This window comes from Roseibium sp. RKSG952, assembly GCF_009711355.1.
In genome coordinates, this window is sequence record NZ_SMMF01000960.1 from 202598 (window position 1) to 216887 (window position 14290).

Here is a 14290-nt window from a genome sequence, read left to right on the forward strand (position 1 = left end):
TCTGATCAGGTATAAGCCATCAGACGGGCAACATCCAGCATGCGTGCGGAAAAGCCCCATTCATTGTCATACCAGCCAAACACGCGAACCTGGTTCTGGCCCACCATTCGGGTTTCCGGACCTGCAATGACCAGAGATTCTGGGCGCGCGCGCAGATCAGATGACACCAGCGGCAGATCAGTCCAGCCGAGCACAGGTGAACCCTCGACAGCATTGCGCAAGCTCGACAAGAATTCTTCAGCGCTCATGCTTTTCTCTAGCGTCACGATCAGATCCACTGCCGAAACACTGGCGGTTGGAACACGCACCGCTGCACCGGATATGCGACCCGCCAGATGCGGTAAAACCACATCGATCAGATGTGTTGCGCTTGAAGTCGTTGGGACCATGGACATGGCTCCGGCGCGTGAGCGGGCCAGATCCCCACGCGGGGCATCCACCATGGGCTGGCTGTTGGTGTAGCAGTGGATCGTGGTCATGTGACCCGATGCGATGCCACCCAGGCCATCCAGCAACTTGACCAGCGGCGCAAGCCCGTTGGTGGTGCATGAAGCGTTTGAGACGATCCGGGCGGTGCCCAGTTCATCTTCGTTGGCACCCAACACAATCGTTGTCTCAGCAGCGGGTGACGGGCCCGAGATCAGGACTTTGCTGGCACCCGCGCTCAACCCTCGGCGCGCGACATCGGAGCTTCGTGCAATTCCGGTGCAATCAAGCATCACATCGACGCCGGTCAGGTCCACTCGTGTCAGGTCGGAGCTGTGGGACATCGGAATGACATGGCCGTCAATCACAAGCGCCGCGTCACCTTCCAGCACCGTCCCGGGATATGGGCCAAATGTGCTGTCGTACTTGAACAGATATGCGCAGGTTTCCAGTGGTGCGATATCGTTGATCAACACCAGCTCGATGTCAGTTTCTTTTGGCAGGGCCAGAACCTGCCGCAGAATTGTGCGACCGATACGGCCGAATCCGTTGATTGCGAGTCTCATGCGCAAGCTATGGCAGGCCGCCGGGGCGACCTCAATGGCCGTTCTGACGCAGTGTCAGTTGCAGCTGACTTGCGAGAAGAACTGACCCGAGATGTTCTGATACATGCTGGGCACAATCGGTTTGCACCCGGTTGCTTTTTGGATCGCTGCAATCGCCTGAATTGTGCGCAGGCGTGGCGGCGGGCCAAAGGGATTCAGATTGTTGTTGTCGCGGGTTGCGCGATAGATGACAGGAGAATCCGACACCTGAGTAACAGCCCAGGTGCGGCTCATGACAAAGACGGATTTGGTCGTTTCCTTGGCTGCCACGGGTGCAGCGTCGACAGCTGCAAGCGTGGCAATCGCGGCAAGTGTCATCAAAGGTGTACGCAGTTTCATGGACCAATCTCCAATACTCGAAAAAGGAATTTAGAGTTATTTCAGCAAATTCCGGCGCTTATGTGAACCCCCGGACCGAAAAATGGCCCGAAACCGGGCCACTCTAAGTTATCGTGATGACAGGGACAGGGGCATGTGCCGATTTACGTCCTTATAGAGCAGATAGCGGAAACGCCCCGGACCCCCGGCATAGCAGGCTTGTGGGCAGAAGGCGCGCAACCACATGTAATCGCCTGCTTCCACCTCGACCCAATCCTGATTGAGCCGGTAAACTGCCTTGCCCTCCAGTACGTATAGACCGTGTTCCATGACATGGGTTTCGGCAAAGGGAATCACACCGCCCGGTTCGAAGGTCACGATGTTCACATGCATGTCGTGGCGCAGATCTTCTGGATCGGCAAAACGGGTGGTGGCCCAGCGCCCTTCGGTCCCTGGCATGGGAGTTGGGGCAATGTCCTGTTCATTGGTGATGATTGGATCAGGTGCGGGCAGGCCCGGCACCGCCTCGTAAGCCTTGCGAACCCAGTGGAATCGGGCAATTGCGTCAGACCGGTTGTGCAGGGTCCATTCGCTCCCTGCTGGAATATAGGCGTAACCGCCGGTTTCCAGTACATGTTCCGCTCCGGCAATTGTCAGTGACACCGTTCCTTCGACCACAAAGATCACGCCTTGCGCCATGGCATCGGTTTCTGGCTGATCGCTGCCGCCGCCCGGTTGAACTTCCATGATGTACTGAGAAAATGTTTCGGCAAATCCGCTTAGAGGACGGGACAGCACCCACAGGCGCGTACTCTCCCAAAAAGGCAGATAACTGGTCACGATATCACGCATCGTGCCTTTGGGGATCACTGCGTAAGCGTCGGTAAACATGGCGCGGTCAGTTAAAAGCTGTTCCTGTCCGGGATGTCCGCCATTTGGAGCATAGTAGTTTGGTTGTGCCATCGAGTGCCTCATCGTTTCAGAGGTACTATGAAGGTAACGATTGCCCTCTCCTAGCGCTGGTCATGCAATAGGTTTGTTCGGGATAATTTGAAGGTGCAGATCCGGGGCTTGGCCATGCCTTCGCAGAGGTATATCCTTGAAGGTAAATATATATCAGAAAAAGTGAGGCCAGCATGAAAGCCTGGGTTTCTTCCGCATTGATCGCGATGATGTTGTTGGGAACTGGGGCAGTGGCTCAGGCCAAGTCACTTTCCCGAATCATTGCAGAAATGGGCCTGAGCCCTGCGGATTTCGAAGTTCTCAACGCCGCGTCAAACTCGTTGCTGACCACGGGTACACCAAGAGTTGGTCAGGAGCGGTCGTGGGTGAACGATCAGACCGGATCAAAAGGTACGATCCGAGTGCGAGACATTCGGAACAATTGTGTTCACCTGCAGCACTTCATCCAGCCGGAAGGCACTGACAAGACCCGTGAAATCAGAACGCGCCGTTGTAAGGACGCCAGTGGCAACTGGATACTGACGCCCTGAGACGAATAAGTGTCACTCTAGGCCTTCAATCAACGCGATATCCGCGAGACAGGCACTGGCACGTTTTCCTCGCGCTGCCCGGTATTCATCTGAAGCATAGCACTCACGCGCTTGTTCCATGCTGTCGAATTCGATGATGACCCGTCTCTGCCACTGTTGACCTTCAAGTGTTTCCGCTTCCCCTCGCGCCAGAAAACGGGCGCCGTATTTGCGGAAGGCTTCGGGAGCGATCGCCTGATAGCCCTGATAGGCTTCGGGGTCAGTCACGGTCACATTAGCGATCCAATAGGCTTTGGGTGTATTAGTCATCGCTGTTCTTCTCTTCTTCAGCAAGCAAACGGTCTGCGATTGAGGTTGTGTCATCCAGATGCATTTCGACGGCGACCCGAGCAGCCTCGGGATTGCCCGAAATGATGGCTTCGCAGATCCGTTCCATATGCGCGATGCCGGGGCGGTCACGGTCGGTGGCCGACAGGGTCATCATGCGCAGGCGGCTGATGCGACCGTTCAGGCGCTGGACAACATCCCAGGCGATGTAGTGCCCTGCGCCGTCAAAGATCTCGGAATAGAAATCGGCGGTGGCACGAAACAGCGCCCCGGGGGTCCGATCAGAAAATCCCTGTTTCAGACGCTTCAAAGCATCTTTGAGAGATCGCGCGCGTTCGGGCGTGATCTTGCGAGCGCAGTTTTCGGCTGCAGCCGTCTCGAGCATTCGGCGAATATCGTAGATTTGGCGTGCGTCTTCGCGGCTCATGGTGGCTACTATGGGTCCGCGGCCCGGTAGAATTTCCACCAGCCCCTCGGCCTCGAGATAGCGGATGGTTTCGCGGATCACTGTTCTGCTGACGCCCAGCTGGTCGCAAAGCGGGCGTTCGACAAGCCTTTGACCGGGCTCGAATAATCCTTCGATGATCGCCTCGCGCATGCGTTCCTGCACCATGTCGCGCAGGGTGGCAGGCGGGTGATCGATTTTCGTTAGTTTGGGTGTGCTCATGGCGGCGACGCTATCGTTTTGGCATTTTTTGTACAAGGTATGATTGACAGTTGGTATGATGGTATACCATCTTACAGCGCAACGAATCGCAAGGAATACCGACATGCCCGCCGAAATCCGCAAAACACTGCTGCACGTAGAAAACACCCTGATTGAAGGGGGCAAGCTCGCCGAGCAACCATTGAAGATGATTGCAGCGATTGCGGTGATCCGGAACCCGTGGGCTGGCCGTGGCTTTGTTGACGATCTGAAGCCCGAGATTCACGATTGTGCGCCTGGCCTTGGCAGCTTGTTGACCGACATGGTGCTCGACGCCGCAGGTGGCGGGGACAAGGTCGAAGGGTACGGCAAGGCTGCGATCGTTGGTGTAAATGGCGAGGTCGAACATGGATCGGCGCTGATCCACACCCTGCGCTTTGGCAACTTCTATCGTGAGGCGGTTGGCGCAAAATCCTATCTGGCGTTCACCAACACGCGTGGCCCGGCAAATGCCTCGATGCAAATCCCGCTGATGGACAAGAATGATGGCGGTCGGCGCAGCCATTACCTGACCATCCAGCTGCAGGTGGCAGACGCGCCCGCGCCGGATGAGATCATGATCGCGCTTGGTGCCTCGATTGGTGGTCGCCCGCATCACCGTATCGGTGACCGTTATCAGGATCTCAAGGAACTGGGCCATGACATCGACAACCCTGCAGCTGTCTGAGCCGTTCGGTACTGTCGCCTATCGCGAGGCGGGGCTTTCCCACGTCGGGAAAGCTGCGCCCGTTGTGCTGATCCATGGCGTGGGCATGCAGTCAGCGGCATGGGGTCCTCAGATCGAGTTCCTTGCGCAAACGCACCATGTGATCGCGCTGGACATGCCGGGACATGGCAGCAGCGATCAGATCCCAGCAGGTTCTGAACTGCCGGTATTTCTGGATTGGCTGCTGGCTGTTCTGGATGCGCTGAAGCTGCAGCGTATCAATCTTGCAGGCCATTCAATGGGCGCGCTGATTGCAGGTGGGTTTGCTGTCCGCAACCCGGGTCGGGTTGAGCGGGTCGCGCTGCTGAATGGCGTGTTTTGCCGGGATGCAGCCTCAAGCAAATCCGTGATCGAACGGGCCAAGCTGATCGGAACCGGGTCATTCGATGTCGAAACTCCGCTGCGGCGGTGGTTTGGCGATACGCCCGTCGAACAGGCCGCGCGGGACGATGTTGCTGAGTGGCTTTCAGCCGTTAATATCGAAGGATACGCCACCGCCTATAACGCTTTTGCACGTGGCGACGCCCTTTATGCCGACGGATTTGGTACCATTACCTGTCCGCTGTTGGCCCTGACCGGGGATGGCGACCCGAACTCGACCCCGGCCATGTCGCACGCAATGGCTGAGGCCGCACCAAACGGGACGGCCCTCGTGATCGAAAATCACCGGCATATGGTGAATCTGACCGCGCCGGAAACCGTGAATGCAGCTTTGGATGCCTGGTTGCAAACCCCATCGGAAGAGGTTGACCCAAAATGATCGAATTCGACCCGCGCATGCTGACCAACCCGCGCGCCCTGCGCAATGCGTTTGGCACCTACATGACCGGCGTCACCGTCGTGACCGCACATGATGGTGAGGGAAATCCGCTGGGCTTTACCGCGAATTCCTTTGCTTCGGTTTCGCTCGAGCCGCCTTTGGTGCTGGTGTGTCTTGCCAACACCTCAAGCAACTATGAAACCTTCGCGAATACATCGAAATTCGCGATCAACATTCTGTCCGAAGGCCAGATTGAGGTGTCGAACACCTTTGCCCGCCCGGTCGAGGATCGGTTTGCGACAGTTGACTGGCAGCCTGGCCCCAACGGATCGCCGATCCTAGATGACGTATCGGCCTGGTTCGACTGTGACATGTCCAGAACCGTTGATGCAGGCGACCACTTGATCTTGGTCGGTGAAGTCAAAGCCTTTGATCACAATATTGCACCTGGCTTGGGCTATGCCCGCGGTGCCTATGTAACCCCCGCTGCCGAAGCCAAGGCCCTGAGCAAACGGACAGGATTGGTCGTGTCCGCCCTGATCGAACGGGATGGTAAAATCTTGCTGCAGGGTGACGGCAATGGCCGCCTGACAATCCCGTCCACCGATGATGTTGCCGATGGTGCCAACGCCGCCCTGAGCCGTCTCATCAGCGAGAGCGGCGTACAGGCGGAGCCGGGGTTTATCTACTCAGTTTATCAGGATGAAGCGCGCAAACTTCAACACATCTCGTTCCTGTGTCAGGCCGATGATGGCGATCCGGAAAATGGTGTTTTCACCGAGATCAGCGAGTCCACTCTAATGGATATCGCCGATCCGGCCATCTGCACCATGCTCGAGCGGTTCGCCAAAGAAAGCCGCATCGGGAATTTCGGGGTGTATTACGGAAATGAGGTGAGTGGCGAAGTCAAACCACTCACTGCGGGGAGCTAACTTGGCATGAAATTCTCACTCTTTGCGCATATGGAGCGGATCTCTCCGGATCAGGATCAGAAGCAGCTGTATGATGAGTTCATTCAGCTGTGCAAAATCGCCGACGAAGGCGGGATGCACGCGGTCTGGACCGGTGAACACCACGGGATGAACTTTACCATCGCGCCGAACCCGTTTCTGAATCTGGTCGATGTTGCGCGCCACACCAAGAACGTGCGGCTGGGAACGGGCACGGTGATCGCTCCGTTCTGGCATCCTATCCGTCTGGCGGGTGAGGCCGCGATGGCCGATATCATCACCGACGGGCGTCTAGATCTTGGCATCGCGCGCGGCGCCTACAGTTTTGAGTACGAGCGCCTAATGCCGGGCATGGATGCCTGGGAGGCCGGTCAGCGCATGCGCGAGCTCATTCCTGCCGTTCAGAATCTGTGGAAGGGTGATTACGCGCATGAGGGTGAGTTCCACCAGTTCCCGAAAACGACCTCTGCACCGTTGCCATTGCAACAGGATGGTCCCCCGATCTGGGTTGCGGCCCGTGATCCGAACAGCCACGAATTCGCGGTCCAGAATGGCTGCAACGTTCAGGTGACACCGCTTTGGAATGGAGATGGTGAGGTCGTAGACCTTATGTCCAAATTCAACGCGGCCTGCGAGAAATTCCCGGATGTTGCGCGGCCGAAAATCATGCTGCTGCGTCATACCTATGTGGCCGAGGATGAGGCCGACGTGAAGCAGGCGGCGATCGAACTGAACCGCTTCTATTGCTATTTTGGCGCTTGGTTCATGAATAAACGGGATATCACGCAAGGTCTGATCGACCCACTGAGCGACGAAGATATCGCCGCGCATCCATTTTATACTCCCGAAAACATGGAGCATGATCTGGTCATCGGCACCGCTGATACAGTCATCGACCGCCTCCGCATTAGCGAAGAGCTTGGGTACGACGAATACTCGTTCTGGATCGATTCAAGCATGCCGTTCGAGCGCAAGAAAGCCTCGCTGGAGCGGTTCATCAAAGACGTCATGCCGGCGTTTCAGTAGGGGATTGGCGTAAAATGCAGCAGTTTCATCAGTATATCGGCGGCACATTCTCTGATGGTTCAGGGCAGTTCGAAAGTCTTGATCCGGCCACAGGCGCGGTCTGGGCCAGGATGCCCGACGCAAGTGCCGCGGACGTCAATCAAGCTGTTGAAGCTGCTGATCAGGCATTCTTCTCGCCCGAATGGGCGGGTATGACCGCAACAGCGCGCGGTAAGCTGCTGCACCGTCTGGCCGACCTGATCGCGCAAAACGCTCCGCGTCTGGCCGAGTTGGAGACCCGCGATACCGGCAAGATCATCCGCGAGACATCGGCGCAGATTGCCTATGTAGCTGAATATTACCGGTACTATGCGGGGCTGGCCGACAAGATCGAAGGTGCGCATCTGCCGATCGACAAACCGGATATGGAGGTGTGGCTGCGCCGTGAACCAATCGGTGTTGTGGCCGCTATTGTGCCGTGGAACTCTCAGCTTTTCCTGTCGGCAGTCAAAATTGGCCCGGCCCTGGCAGCGGGATGCACGGTTGTCCTGAAAGCCTCGGAAGAAGGGCCCGCACCGATGCTGGAATTTGCGCGCATTTTCGATCAGGCTGGGTTCCCGAAAGGTGTTCTGAACATCATCACCGGTGGTCCCGTGGCAGGGGCTACGCTGACCAGCCATCCAAAAGTCGCCCATGTGGCCTTTACTGGCGGGCCAGAAACAGCACGTCACATCGTGCGCAACTCGGCCGAAAACTTGGCTTCAACCTCATTGGAACTGGGTGGCAAGTCCCCGTTCATCGTCTTTGACGATGCTGACATCGAAAGCGCCGTGAATGCTCAGGTCTCCGGTATCTTTGCTGCGACTGGCCAGAGCTGCGTCGCGGGCTCGCGCCTCGTGGTGCAAGCCTCGATCAAGGACGCGTTTCTGGCACGGCTTAAGGAAAAAGCCGAGGCTGTCATAATCGGAGCGCCAGATGATATGGCGACCGAGGTTGGCCCGCTGTGCACAAAGCGTCAGAGGGACGTCGCAGTTGGTCTGATCGAGCGATCGATTGCGCAGGGAGCCAAACTGGTAACAGGTGGTAAGCCAATTGACCGCGACGGGTTCTTTTTTCCGCCGACCATTCTGGATTGCTCGGACGTACCGGATGCGGACAGCCTCACCAATGAGTTCTTTGGGCCTGTTCTGTCTGTGACCTCGTTTGAGACCGAAGCAGAAGCCATTGCAATCGCAAACAACACCAAGTTCGGGCTGGCCTCGGGCCTCTTCACCCAGAACCTGACCCGCGCACATCGCATGATCCGTGCCATTAGGGCGGGCATTGTCTGGGTCAACACATACCGCGCCGTCAGCCCCATCGCTCCGTTCGGAGGTCATGGTCTTTCAGGCCACGGGCGCGAAGGCGGTCTGCAGGCTGCGCTGGACTACACCAAGATCAAATCGGTCTGGCTGCGCACCAGTGACGATCCGATCCCGGATCCGTTTGTCATGCGCTGATCTGAAACTCTTCACCGCGAACAAGGGCAAGCGGTGCGTTTATCTGTCAATGGGAGGAATACCAACATGGCTGACATCCAGCCCCCCAATAGTGGTGACCATCTGGTCTCTGACAAGGGGATATTCAAAGGGTTGCACAACGGGATGAGCATCGCTTCCAAAGCGATGGTCGCGGCATTTGTGCTGTTCACAATTCTCAACGTCGACTTCGCCAGCGGCGTCTACAAAGGCGTTCGTTCATGGGTCGAGGGCGCGCTGAGCTGGTACTATATCAGTTCGGTCGTCATTCTTTTCTTTGTCTGTCTCTATCTGATGTTCAGCCGGTTCGGTTCCATCCGTCTGGGCGATGATGACAGCCGTCCGGAGTTCAGCAATTTCTCGTGGTTCGCCATGCTGTTCTCGGCGGGTGTTTCCATCGGCATCCTGTTCTTCGGTATCGCCGAGCCATTGTTCTACTTCGACAATGCTGCGGGCTGGGGCTATCCAAACAACCCGTTCGCTGACGCCGCCGGGCACACCGAGATGAACATGCAGCGGGCTGTGGATGCGGTGGTTGTCACGAACTTCCATTGGGGTCTGCATGGCTGGGCGATCTATACGATGACGGGTCTTGCGCTGGGGTATTTTGCCTTCCGCAAAAAGCTGCCGCTGACCTTCCGCTCGGCGCTGTACCCGATCTTGGGCGACCGTATCTATGGACCGGCCGGGCATGCCGTGGATCTGTTGGCTGTGTTTGGCACAGTATTCGGTATCGCAACCTCGATGGGTCTTGGTGTTACGCAAATGGCCGAAGGGCTGAACGTTCTGTTCAACACGGGCACGAGCACGATGCTCAAGGTCGGGCTGGTCGTTGGCATCTCGATCGTTGCGACCCTGTCGGCGGTTTCGGGGATCGGAAAAGGCATCCGCATCCTGTCGGAGTGGAACATCATCCTGTCGATCCTGCTGGTTCTGTTCTTCCTGTTCGCAGGTCCGACCCAGTGGCTGATCGGCTTCTTCATGAACGCCATGGGTGACTATGCCACCGGCCTGTGGTCGATGGGTTTCTGGACCGCGTCCGAGCCCGGAGACGTGGCATGGCAAGGTGCGTGGACCATGTTCTATTGGGGCTGGTGGCTGAGCTGGGCACCCTTTGTGGGTATGTTCGTAGCGCGTATTTCCAAAGGGCGTACGATCCGTGAATTCATGCTGGGCGCCATGTTCGTACCAACCACCATGGCCTTCATCTGGATTTCGATCTTCAGCGGCAACGCTCTGTTCATCGAAATGAACGCCGCAGATGGCGTTGGTACCGCCGGCCTGATCGATATGGTCAACAGCTGGAACCTGGGCGGTACGCTTTACGGCACGATTGACCTGCTAGCCTCAAATGGCACGCTGTCCTGGTTGATCTCGGCACTGGCCACCTTCTTGCTGGCGACGTGGTTCATCACAAGCTCGGACTCGGGCACTCTGGTCGTGACCACGATCCTGTCCATGGGCAATGCGCACCCACCGAAACTGCACCGCGTCGTGTGGGGCGCTGCACAAGGTCTGGTTGCCGCCGTTCTTCTGATCGCTGGTGGCCTGTCTGCCCTGCAAACCGCCGCCATCGCAGCCGCGCTTCCCATCTCGATCCTCGTGGTCCTGATGGCATGGGGTGTCATCAAGTCCCTCTACGAGGACAGCTCGGCTACGAAAGTGCCGTCGGGTGTAGCACCGGATGGAACCGCGCTCGACGGTGATCTGCACGCCTGAGCCGGCATCACCAACCAATTTAAACGGGCGGGGACATCCTCGCCCGTTTGCAATCAAACAGGAGACACCAATGCTGACTTTGAAGCGTGCCGATCTTTTGACTGAGGCGGCCTATCTGAACGGAGAATGGGTGGCGCGCGATACCCGGTTCGATGTCACGAACCCCTCGACCGGAGAGGTAATTGCGAAGGTCACGGATTGCTCGGTCGCTGATGCAAACGCAGCCATCGACGCCGCGCAATCCGCCCAAAAGGACTGGGCGGCGCTAACAGGCAAGGAACGTGCCGCAATTCTGCGCAAGTGGTTCGATCTGATGGTCGCCAACGTGGATGATCTTGGTGCGATCCTGACAGCCGAGATGGGCAAGCCACTGGCCGAGGCCAAGGGCGAGATCATGTATGGTGCCAGCTTTGTCGAATGGTTCGGCGAAGAGGCTAAACGTGTCTACGGCGATACGATCCCGGGCCATCAGCGCGACAAGCGCATTGTGGTTATGAAACAACCCGTCGGTGTGGTGGGTGCCATTACTCCGTGGAACTTCCCCAACGCGATGATCGCGCGCAAAGTGGCCCCAGCGCTTGCGGCTGGTTGCGCCATGGTGGTCAAGCCTGCAGCCGAAACGCCTTTGTCTGCTCTGGCGATGGCGAAGTTGGGAGAAGAGGCTGGCATCCCACCCGGGGTATTCTCAGTCGTGACGTCAACCGACAGCATTGGTATCGGCAAAGCGTTCAGCGATAACCCTGTGATGCGTAAGATCAGCTTTACCGGATCGACCCGTGTCGGAAAAATCCTGATGCAGCAGGGCGCTGATCAGGTCAAAAAACTTTCGCTGGAATTGGGCGGCAACGCGCCCTTCATCGTGTGCGACGACGCTGATCTGGATAAGGCCGTCGAAGGTGCGATGATCTCAAAATTCCGCAACGCCGGGCAAACCTGCGTCTGCACCAATCGGTTCTATGTGCAGGATGGCATCCATGATGCCTTTGTCGAGAAGCTGACACAGGCGGTTTCTGCGCTGCCCGTTGGGGACGGGTTTGCAGACGGCTCGGCAATTGGTCCGCTGATCACACCCGCAGCTGTTTCCAAAGTCCGTGAGCACATTGCTGATGCGGTGGATAAAGGCGGAGAAATCTCTACTGGTGGTTCAGAGCATGAGCTGGGTGGGACCTTCTTTCAGCCGACTGTCATCACGGGCGCAACACAGGACATGGCGGTTGCGCGGGAAGAAACCTTTGGTCCACTAGCGCCCGTATTCAGGTTCTCGGAGATTGCCGACGCCATTGCCGCTGCTAATGATACCGAATTTGGGCTGGCGTCATATGTATACACTCAAAACCTGTCGCAGGTCTGGCAATTCATGGAAGAGCTTGAGTATGGCATGGTCGGAGTAAACACGGGTCTAATCTCTACCGAAGTGGCACCATTTGGCGGCATAAAGGAAAGCGGACTGGGGCGCGAAGGATCAAAGTACGGGATCGAAGACTATCTCGAACTCAAATATTGTTGCCTGAGCATCTGACGTGAAGAGCAAGAGCCGGTGTCAGGACTCGTTTTGCCACATAGCAGAACATGGTGTTTGCTATGAAGGCGACCGTCGATAGACAGACCTTGGGATATCTGTTGCACCGAGTGGCAACGCGCCGCCAGCCATTGGACCTGCCGAACATGATCGCTGTTCGCGTACGGTGCTTATGGCGGCGCTTTTCTTATTGCACAGATATCTTGCTTTGTTTCCATCCAAGGATGCGGTCTATTACGTCAGACGCACCAACACTCTGTCTGAACGATCTGACAGCGTGACTCCACAATAGGGCACGGAAATGATGCGCAGACTGACGTTCAATGGGCATCAGTTGCGTTTGCAGAAAGTCGCCAACTTAACGATGCGGACGTTCGTGGCCCCCTGCTGAAAGGCAAGTATGCAGGCCGAGATCTGGTAGTTGGAGTGGGCCCTCAATACCCACCAGAATTGAGAACGTCCTTAAGCAACGCTTGGAATCTGGGGCATTCCAGGTGGGAAGGTGCCGTGCAGGCGGCGATATGATCCAGAAGGTTTGCAGTTGCCTGCAATTTTTGCGCCTGATTGCGCAAGTTGCCCGCCTGGTTTCGCAATTCGTGACGACTTAGATCCAGCTTACCTCCCTGGGGTCGAAACAAGGCCGCGATATCATCCAAGGTATAACCAGCCCGCTGACCCAATGAGATCAATGCGAGCCTCGTGAGCACACTATCATCATATTGCCGACGTAACCCTTGCCTGCCATCTGAGGCGATAAGGCCTCGCTTTTCGTAGTAGCGCAAAGTGGATGGGGGGAAGCCGCTGCGCTGGGCGACTTCGGCGATATCAAGGCGGAACATGTTGACTTAAACCCAGCTTCAAGTTGCACAAAACTTATTAAGGATTCGACATGAAAAGGAAAGATTATGAATGTCGTAGAGTTTTTGATTGGGGGCGCGATTGTCGGTTTTGGCGCAACAGTTTTCACTGATCTTGTTGGGCTATTGCGCCAGGGATGGCCTGCAACAAATGGGTTCTACTGTTTGGTTGGACGTTGGATAGGATCGGTTCCTCGCACCGGCTTCTCACACGCCGACATTCGCACCACAGCACCTGTAGATGGAGAAGCGGTGCTGGGGTGGGGCGCTCATATTTTTCTGGGATTACTCTTCGGGATCGGTTTCGTTTTTCTGTTTGGGTCGACAGCGCTCGATGCTCCTAAAGCCTGGCAAGGTCTGAGCTTTGGCCTGGGAACGGTCTTGGTGCCTTGGCTGATTTTTCAACCGCTCTTTGGTTGGGGGGTAGCTGTTTCAAAGGCACCTGAAGCTTGGAAACTGCGGTTGCGTAGTGTTATTACACACGCGGTTTTCGGGATAGGTCTTTGGTTAAGCGCATTGGCGTTAAAGCCTTATTTCTGATCTGTACCGCAATGCAGAAATATTGTGATTTGGATACATTGCCTCCATTGAACCAGTCTTGACCTTTCTTCGAGCGACGTGTTGCCAGAGTGCGAAAATCGATCTTCGACCTGATTTAGTGCAAGACAGGTAAGCACAACAAAGCTGCCATTGCCCTCGTGGCGCTTATGCTTCTCGTTATGCAAAATTTGTAGGTGGAAGAGGGATGTCTGTTTCATAGTTGGCCTGTTGCCAAACGGACCAACGCAGTACCGTGCTTTGGGAGGAGTGTGTCATGACGTCCAAGACCGCAGGTTCTACACCACCAGACAACCCAGCGCCGCAGCAGCAGGGCATGCCCAAGATAAACACGGTGACGGCGGGCGATATCACAGCATCTTTGAAAGCAGGGTTTTCGGACTTTCTGGCGCGCCCTTTAATGAGCGGTTTCTTCGGCTTGTTCTATGCGGTTTTTGGGATCCTATTCGTCTGGAGCCTGATCTGGCTCGGTAAGATCTGGATGATCATCCCCGCTGTAATTGGCTTTCCGCTGGTTGCGCCGTTTGCTGCTGCCGGGCTTTATGAGATGTCACGACGAATGCAGAAGGGGGAGAGTTTCGGCTGGTCTGAAATCCTCACCGTCATGGCCGATCAGCGCAAGCGCGAAATGGGCTGGATGGCCTTTGTCACCCTGTTCATTTTCTGGGTGTGGGTTTACCAAGTACGGCTATGGCTGGCGATTATCCTGCAGAAGGCTTCGTTTTCGGATTTTGACGGGTTTTTGAATGCAGTCCTCTTCACGCCGCATGGTTGGACATTCCTTGCAGTTGGCACATGCGTTGGCGCGTTTTTGTCGGCTGTGT

At 56.5% G+C, this 14290-nt stretch carries 16 protein-coding genes and 1 pseudogene; 10 read left to right on the top strand and 7 right to left on the bottom strand.

The window, feature by feature from the left end; genetic code table 11:
• Nucleotides 1–5: 5 nt before the first annotated feature.
• The 3 genes from E1297_RS42195 to E1297_RS42205 all read right to left on the bottom strand — a co-directional run bounded on the left by E1297_RS42195 (nucleotide 6) and on the right by E1297_RS42205 (nucleotide 2312).
• Nucleotides 6–992, bottom strand: coding sequence for a type I glyceraldehyde-3-phosphate dehydrogenase (locus tag E1297_RS42195; RefSeq protein ID WP_155149011.1), 987 nt, complete (start codon nucleotides 990–992; stop codon nucleotides 6–8).
• Nucleotides 993–1046: 54 nt separating this feature from the next.
• Entirely contained in the window at nucleotides 1047–1370 is a 324-nt protein-coding gene (locus tag E1297_RS42200) for a hypothetical protein (protein WP_209016323.1), read from the bottom strand.
• Between the two features lie 108 nt (nucleotides 1371–1478).
• Nucleotides 1479–2312: a bifunctional allantoicase/(S)-ureidoglycine aminohydrolase gene (locus E1297_RS42205; protein WP_155149013.1), complete on the bottom strand. Its 834-nt coding sequence runs from the start codon at nucleotides 2310–2312 to the stop codon at nucleotides 1479–1481.
• A 173-nt stretch (nucleotides 2313–2485) separates the two neighbouring features.
• Here E1297_RS42205 and E1297_RS42210 point away from each other — a divergent pair, with 173 nt between their 5' ends.
• Nucleotides 2486–2842 carry a hypothetical protein gene (locus tag E1297_RS42210; protein ID WP_155149014.1) on the top strand — a complete coding sequence of 119 codons (357 nt, stop codon included), beginning with the start codon at nucleotides 2486–2488 and terminating at the stop codon, nucleotides 2840–2842.
• A 12-nt stretch (nucleotides 2843–2854) separates the two neighbouring features.
• On the opposite strand, the gene E1297_RS42215 is transcribed toward E1297_RS42210, so the two are convergent.
• Together E1297_RS42215 and E1297_RS42220 are read right to left on the bottom strand one after the other, a co-directional pair.
• Nucleotides 2855–3151, bottom strand: coding sequence for a DUF1330 domain-containing protein (locus tag E1297_RS42215; RefSeq protein WP_155149016.1), 297 nt, complete (start codon nucleotides 3149–3151; stop codon nucleotides 2855–2857).
• Nucleotides 3144–3836 (bottom strand): GntR family transcriptional regulator, encoded by a 693-nt coding sequence (locus E1297_RS42220; protein WP_155149018.1) that lies wholly within the window; start codon nucleotides 3834–3836, stop codon nucleotides 3144–3146. Before E1297_RS42220 ends, E1297_RS42215 begins: the two co-directional genes overlap by 8 nt.
• A 103-nt stretch (nucleotides 3837–3939) precedes the next feature.
• Here E1297_RS42220 and E1297_RS42225 point away from each other — a divergent pair, with 103 nt between their 5' ends.
• From E1297_RS42225 to E1297_RS42255, 7 genes are all read left to right on the top strand, one after another.
• Nucleotides 3940–4542 carry an amino acid synthesis family protein gene (locus E1297_RS42225; RefSeq protein WP_155149020.1) on the top strand — a complete coding sequence of 201 codons (603 nt, stop codon included), beginning with the start codon at nucleotides 3940–3942 and terminating at the stop codon, nucleotides 4540–4542.
• Nucleotides 4514–5341 carry an alpha/beta fold hydrolase gene (locus E1297_RS42230; protein WP_155149022.1) on the top strand — a complete coding sequence of 276 codons (828 nt, stop codon included), beginning with the start codon at nucleotides 4514–4516 and terminating at the stop codon, nucleotides 5339–5341. Before E1297_RS42225 ends, E1297_RS42230 begins: the two co-directional genes overlap by 29 nt.
• Nucleotides 5338–6273 (top strand): flavin reductase, encoded by a 936-nt coding sequence (locus tag E1297_RS42235; protein WP_244328083.1) that lies wholly within the window; start codon nucleotides 5338–5340, stop codon nucleotides 6271–6273. Before E1297_RS42230 ends, E1297_RS42235 begins: the two co-directional genes overlap by 4 nt.
• A 6-nt stretch (nucleotides 6274–6279) precedes the next feature.
• A complete protein-coding gene (locus E1297_RS42240) occupies nucleotides 6280–7317 on the top strand; it encodes an LLM class flavin-dependent oxidoreductase (protein WP_155149024.1) in 1038 nt (345 codons plus the stop codon).
• A gap of 14 nt (nucleotides 7318–7331) precedes the next feature.
• Complete coding sequence (locus E1297_RS42245) at nucleotides 7332–8795, top strand: aldehyde dehydrogenase (RefSeq protein WP_155149026.1); 1464 nt, start codon at nucleotides 7332–7334, stop codon at nucleotides 8793–8795.
• A 66-nt stretch (nucleotides 8796–8861) separates the two neighbouring features.
• On the top strand, nucleotides 8862–10532 hold the full coding sequence (locus E1297_RS42250; protein WP_155149028.1) for a BCCT family transporter: 1671 nt from the start codon (nucleotides 8862–8864) through the stop codon (nucleotides 10530–10532).
• Between the two features lie 70 nt (nucleotides 10533–10602).
• Nucleotides 10603–12051 carry an NAD-dependent succinate-semialdehyde dehydrogenase gene (locus tag E1297_RS42255; protein WP_155149030.1) on the top strand — a complete coding sequence of 483 codons (1449 nt, stop codon included), beginning with the start codon at nucleotides 10603–10605 and terminating at the stop codon, nucleotides 12049–12051.
• 67 nt (nucleotides 12052–12118) lie between these two features.
• Here E1297_RS42255 and E1297_RS50585 read toward each other — a convergent pair.
• Together E1297_RS50585 and E1297_RS42260 are read right to left on the bottom strand one after the other, a co-directional pair.
• Nucleotides 12119–12247: pseudogene (locus E1297_RS50585) on the bottom strand (IS5/IS1182 family transposase); the annotation flags it as partial.
• 238 nt (nucleotides 12248–12485) lie between these two features.
• Nucleotides 12486–12890: a helix-turn-helix domain-containing protein gene (locus E1297_RS42260; RefSeq protein ID WP_155149032.1), complete on the bottom strand. Its 405-nt coding sequence runs from the start codon at nucleotides 12888–12890 to the stop codon at nucleotides 12486–12488.
• Nucleotides 12891–12956: 66 nt separating this feature from the next.
• Between E1297_RS42260 and E1297_RS42265 the strand changes: the two genes are divergently transcribed.
• Together E1297_RS42265 and E1297_RS42270 are read left to right on the top strand one after the other, a co-directional pair.
• Nucleotides 12957–13448, top strand: coding sequence for a DUF2938 family protein (locus tag E1297_RS42265; RefSeq protein ID WP_155149034.1), 492 nt, complete (start codon nucleotides 12957–12959; stop codon nucleotides 13446–13448).
• Nucleotides 13449–13722: 274 nt separating this feature from the next.
• The coding region (locus E1297_RS42270; RefSeq protein ID WP_155149189.1) for a DUF2189 domain-containing protein at nucleotides 13723–14290 on the top strand (568 nt) is incomplete at its 3' end.

Coding starts and splice junctions, on each gene's coding strand:
- E1297_RS42240 (WP_155149024.1), top strand. CDS start 6,280: ATGAAATTCTCACTCTTTGCGCATATGGAGCGGATCTCTCCGGATCAG.
- E1297_RS42265 (WP_155149034.1), top strand. CDS start 12,957: ATGAATGTCGTAGAGTTTTTGATTGGGGGCGCGATTGTCGGTTTTGGC.
- E1297_RS42200 (WP_209016323.1), bottom strand. CDS start 1,370: ATGAAACTGCGTACACCTTTGATGACACTTGCCGCGATTGCCACGCTT.
- E1297_RS42210 (WP_155149014.1), top strand. CDS start 2,486: ATGAAAGCCTGGGTTTCTTCCGCATTGATCGCGATGATGTTGTTGGGA.
- E1297_RS42195 (WP_155149011.1), bottom strand. CDS start 992: ATGAGACTCGCAATCAACGGATTCGGCCGTATCGGTCGCACAATTCTG.
- E1297_RS42225 (WP_155149020.1), top strand. CDS start 3,940: ATGCCCGCCGAAATCCGCAAAACACTGCTGCACGTAGAAAACACCCTG.
- E1297_RS42235 (WP_244328083.1), top strand. CDS start 5,338: ATGATCGAATTCGACCCGCGCATGCTGACCAACCCGCGCGCCCTGCGC.
- E1297_RS42260 (WP_155149032.1), bottom strand. CDS start 12,890: ATGTTCCGCCTTGATATCGCCGAAGTCGCCCAGCGCAGCGGCTTCCCC.
- E1297_RS42255 (WP_155149030.1), top strand. CDS start 10,603: ATGCTGACTTTGAAGCGTGCCGATCTTTTGACTGAGGCGGCCTATCTG.
- E1297_RS42230 (WP_155149022.1), top strand. CDS start 4,514: ATGACATCGACAACCCTGCAGCTGTCTGAGCCGTTCGGTACTGTCGCC.
- E1297_RS42245 (WP_155149026.1), top strand. CDS start 7,332: ATGCAGCAGTTTCATCAGTATATCGGCGGCACATTCTCTGATGGTTCA.
- E1297_RS42220 (WP_155149018.1), bottom strand. CDS start 3,836: ATGAGCACACCCAAACTAACGAAAATCGATCACCCGCCTGCCACCCTG.
- E1297_RS42205 (WP_155149013.1), bottom strand. CDS start 2,312: ATGGCACAACCAAACTACTATGCTCCAAATGGCGGACATCCCGGACAG.
- E1297_RS42250 (WP_155149028.1), top strand. CDS start 8,862: ATGGCTGACATCCAGCCCCCCAATAGTGGTGACCATCTGGTCTCTGAC.
- E1297_RS42215 (WP_155149016.1), bottom strand. CDS start 3,151: ATGACTAATACACCCAAAGCCTATTGGATCGCTAATGTGACCGTGACT.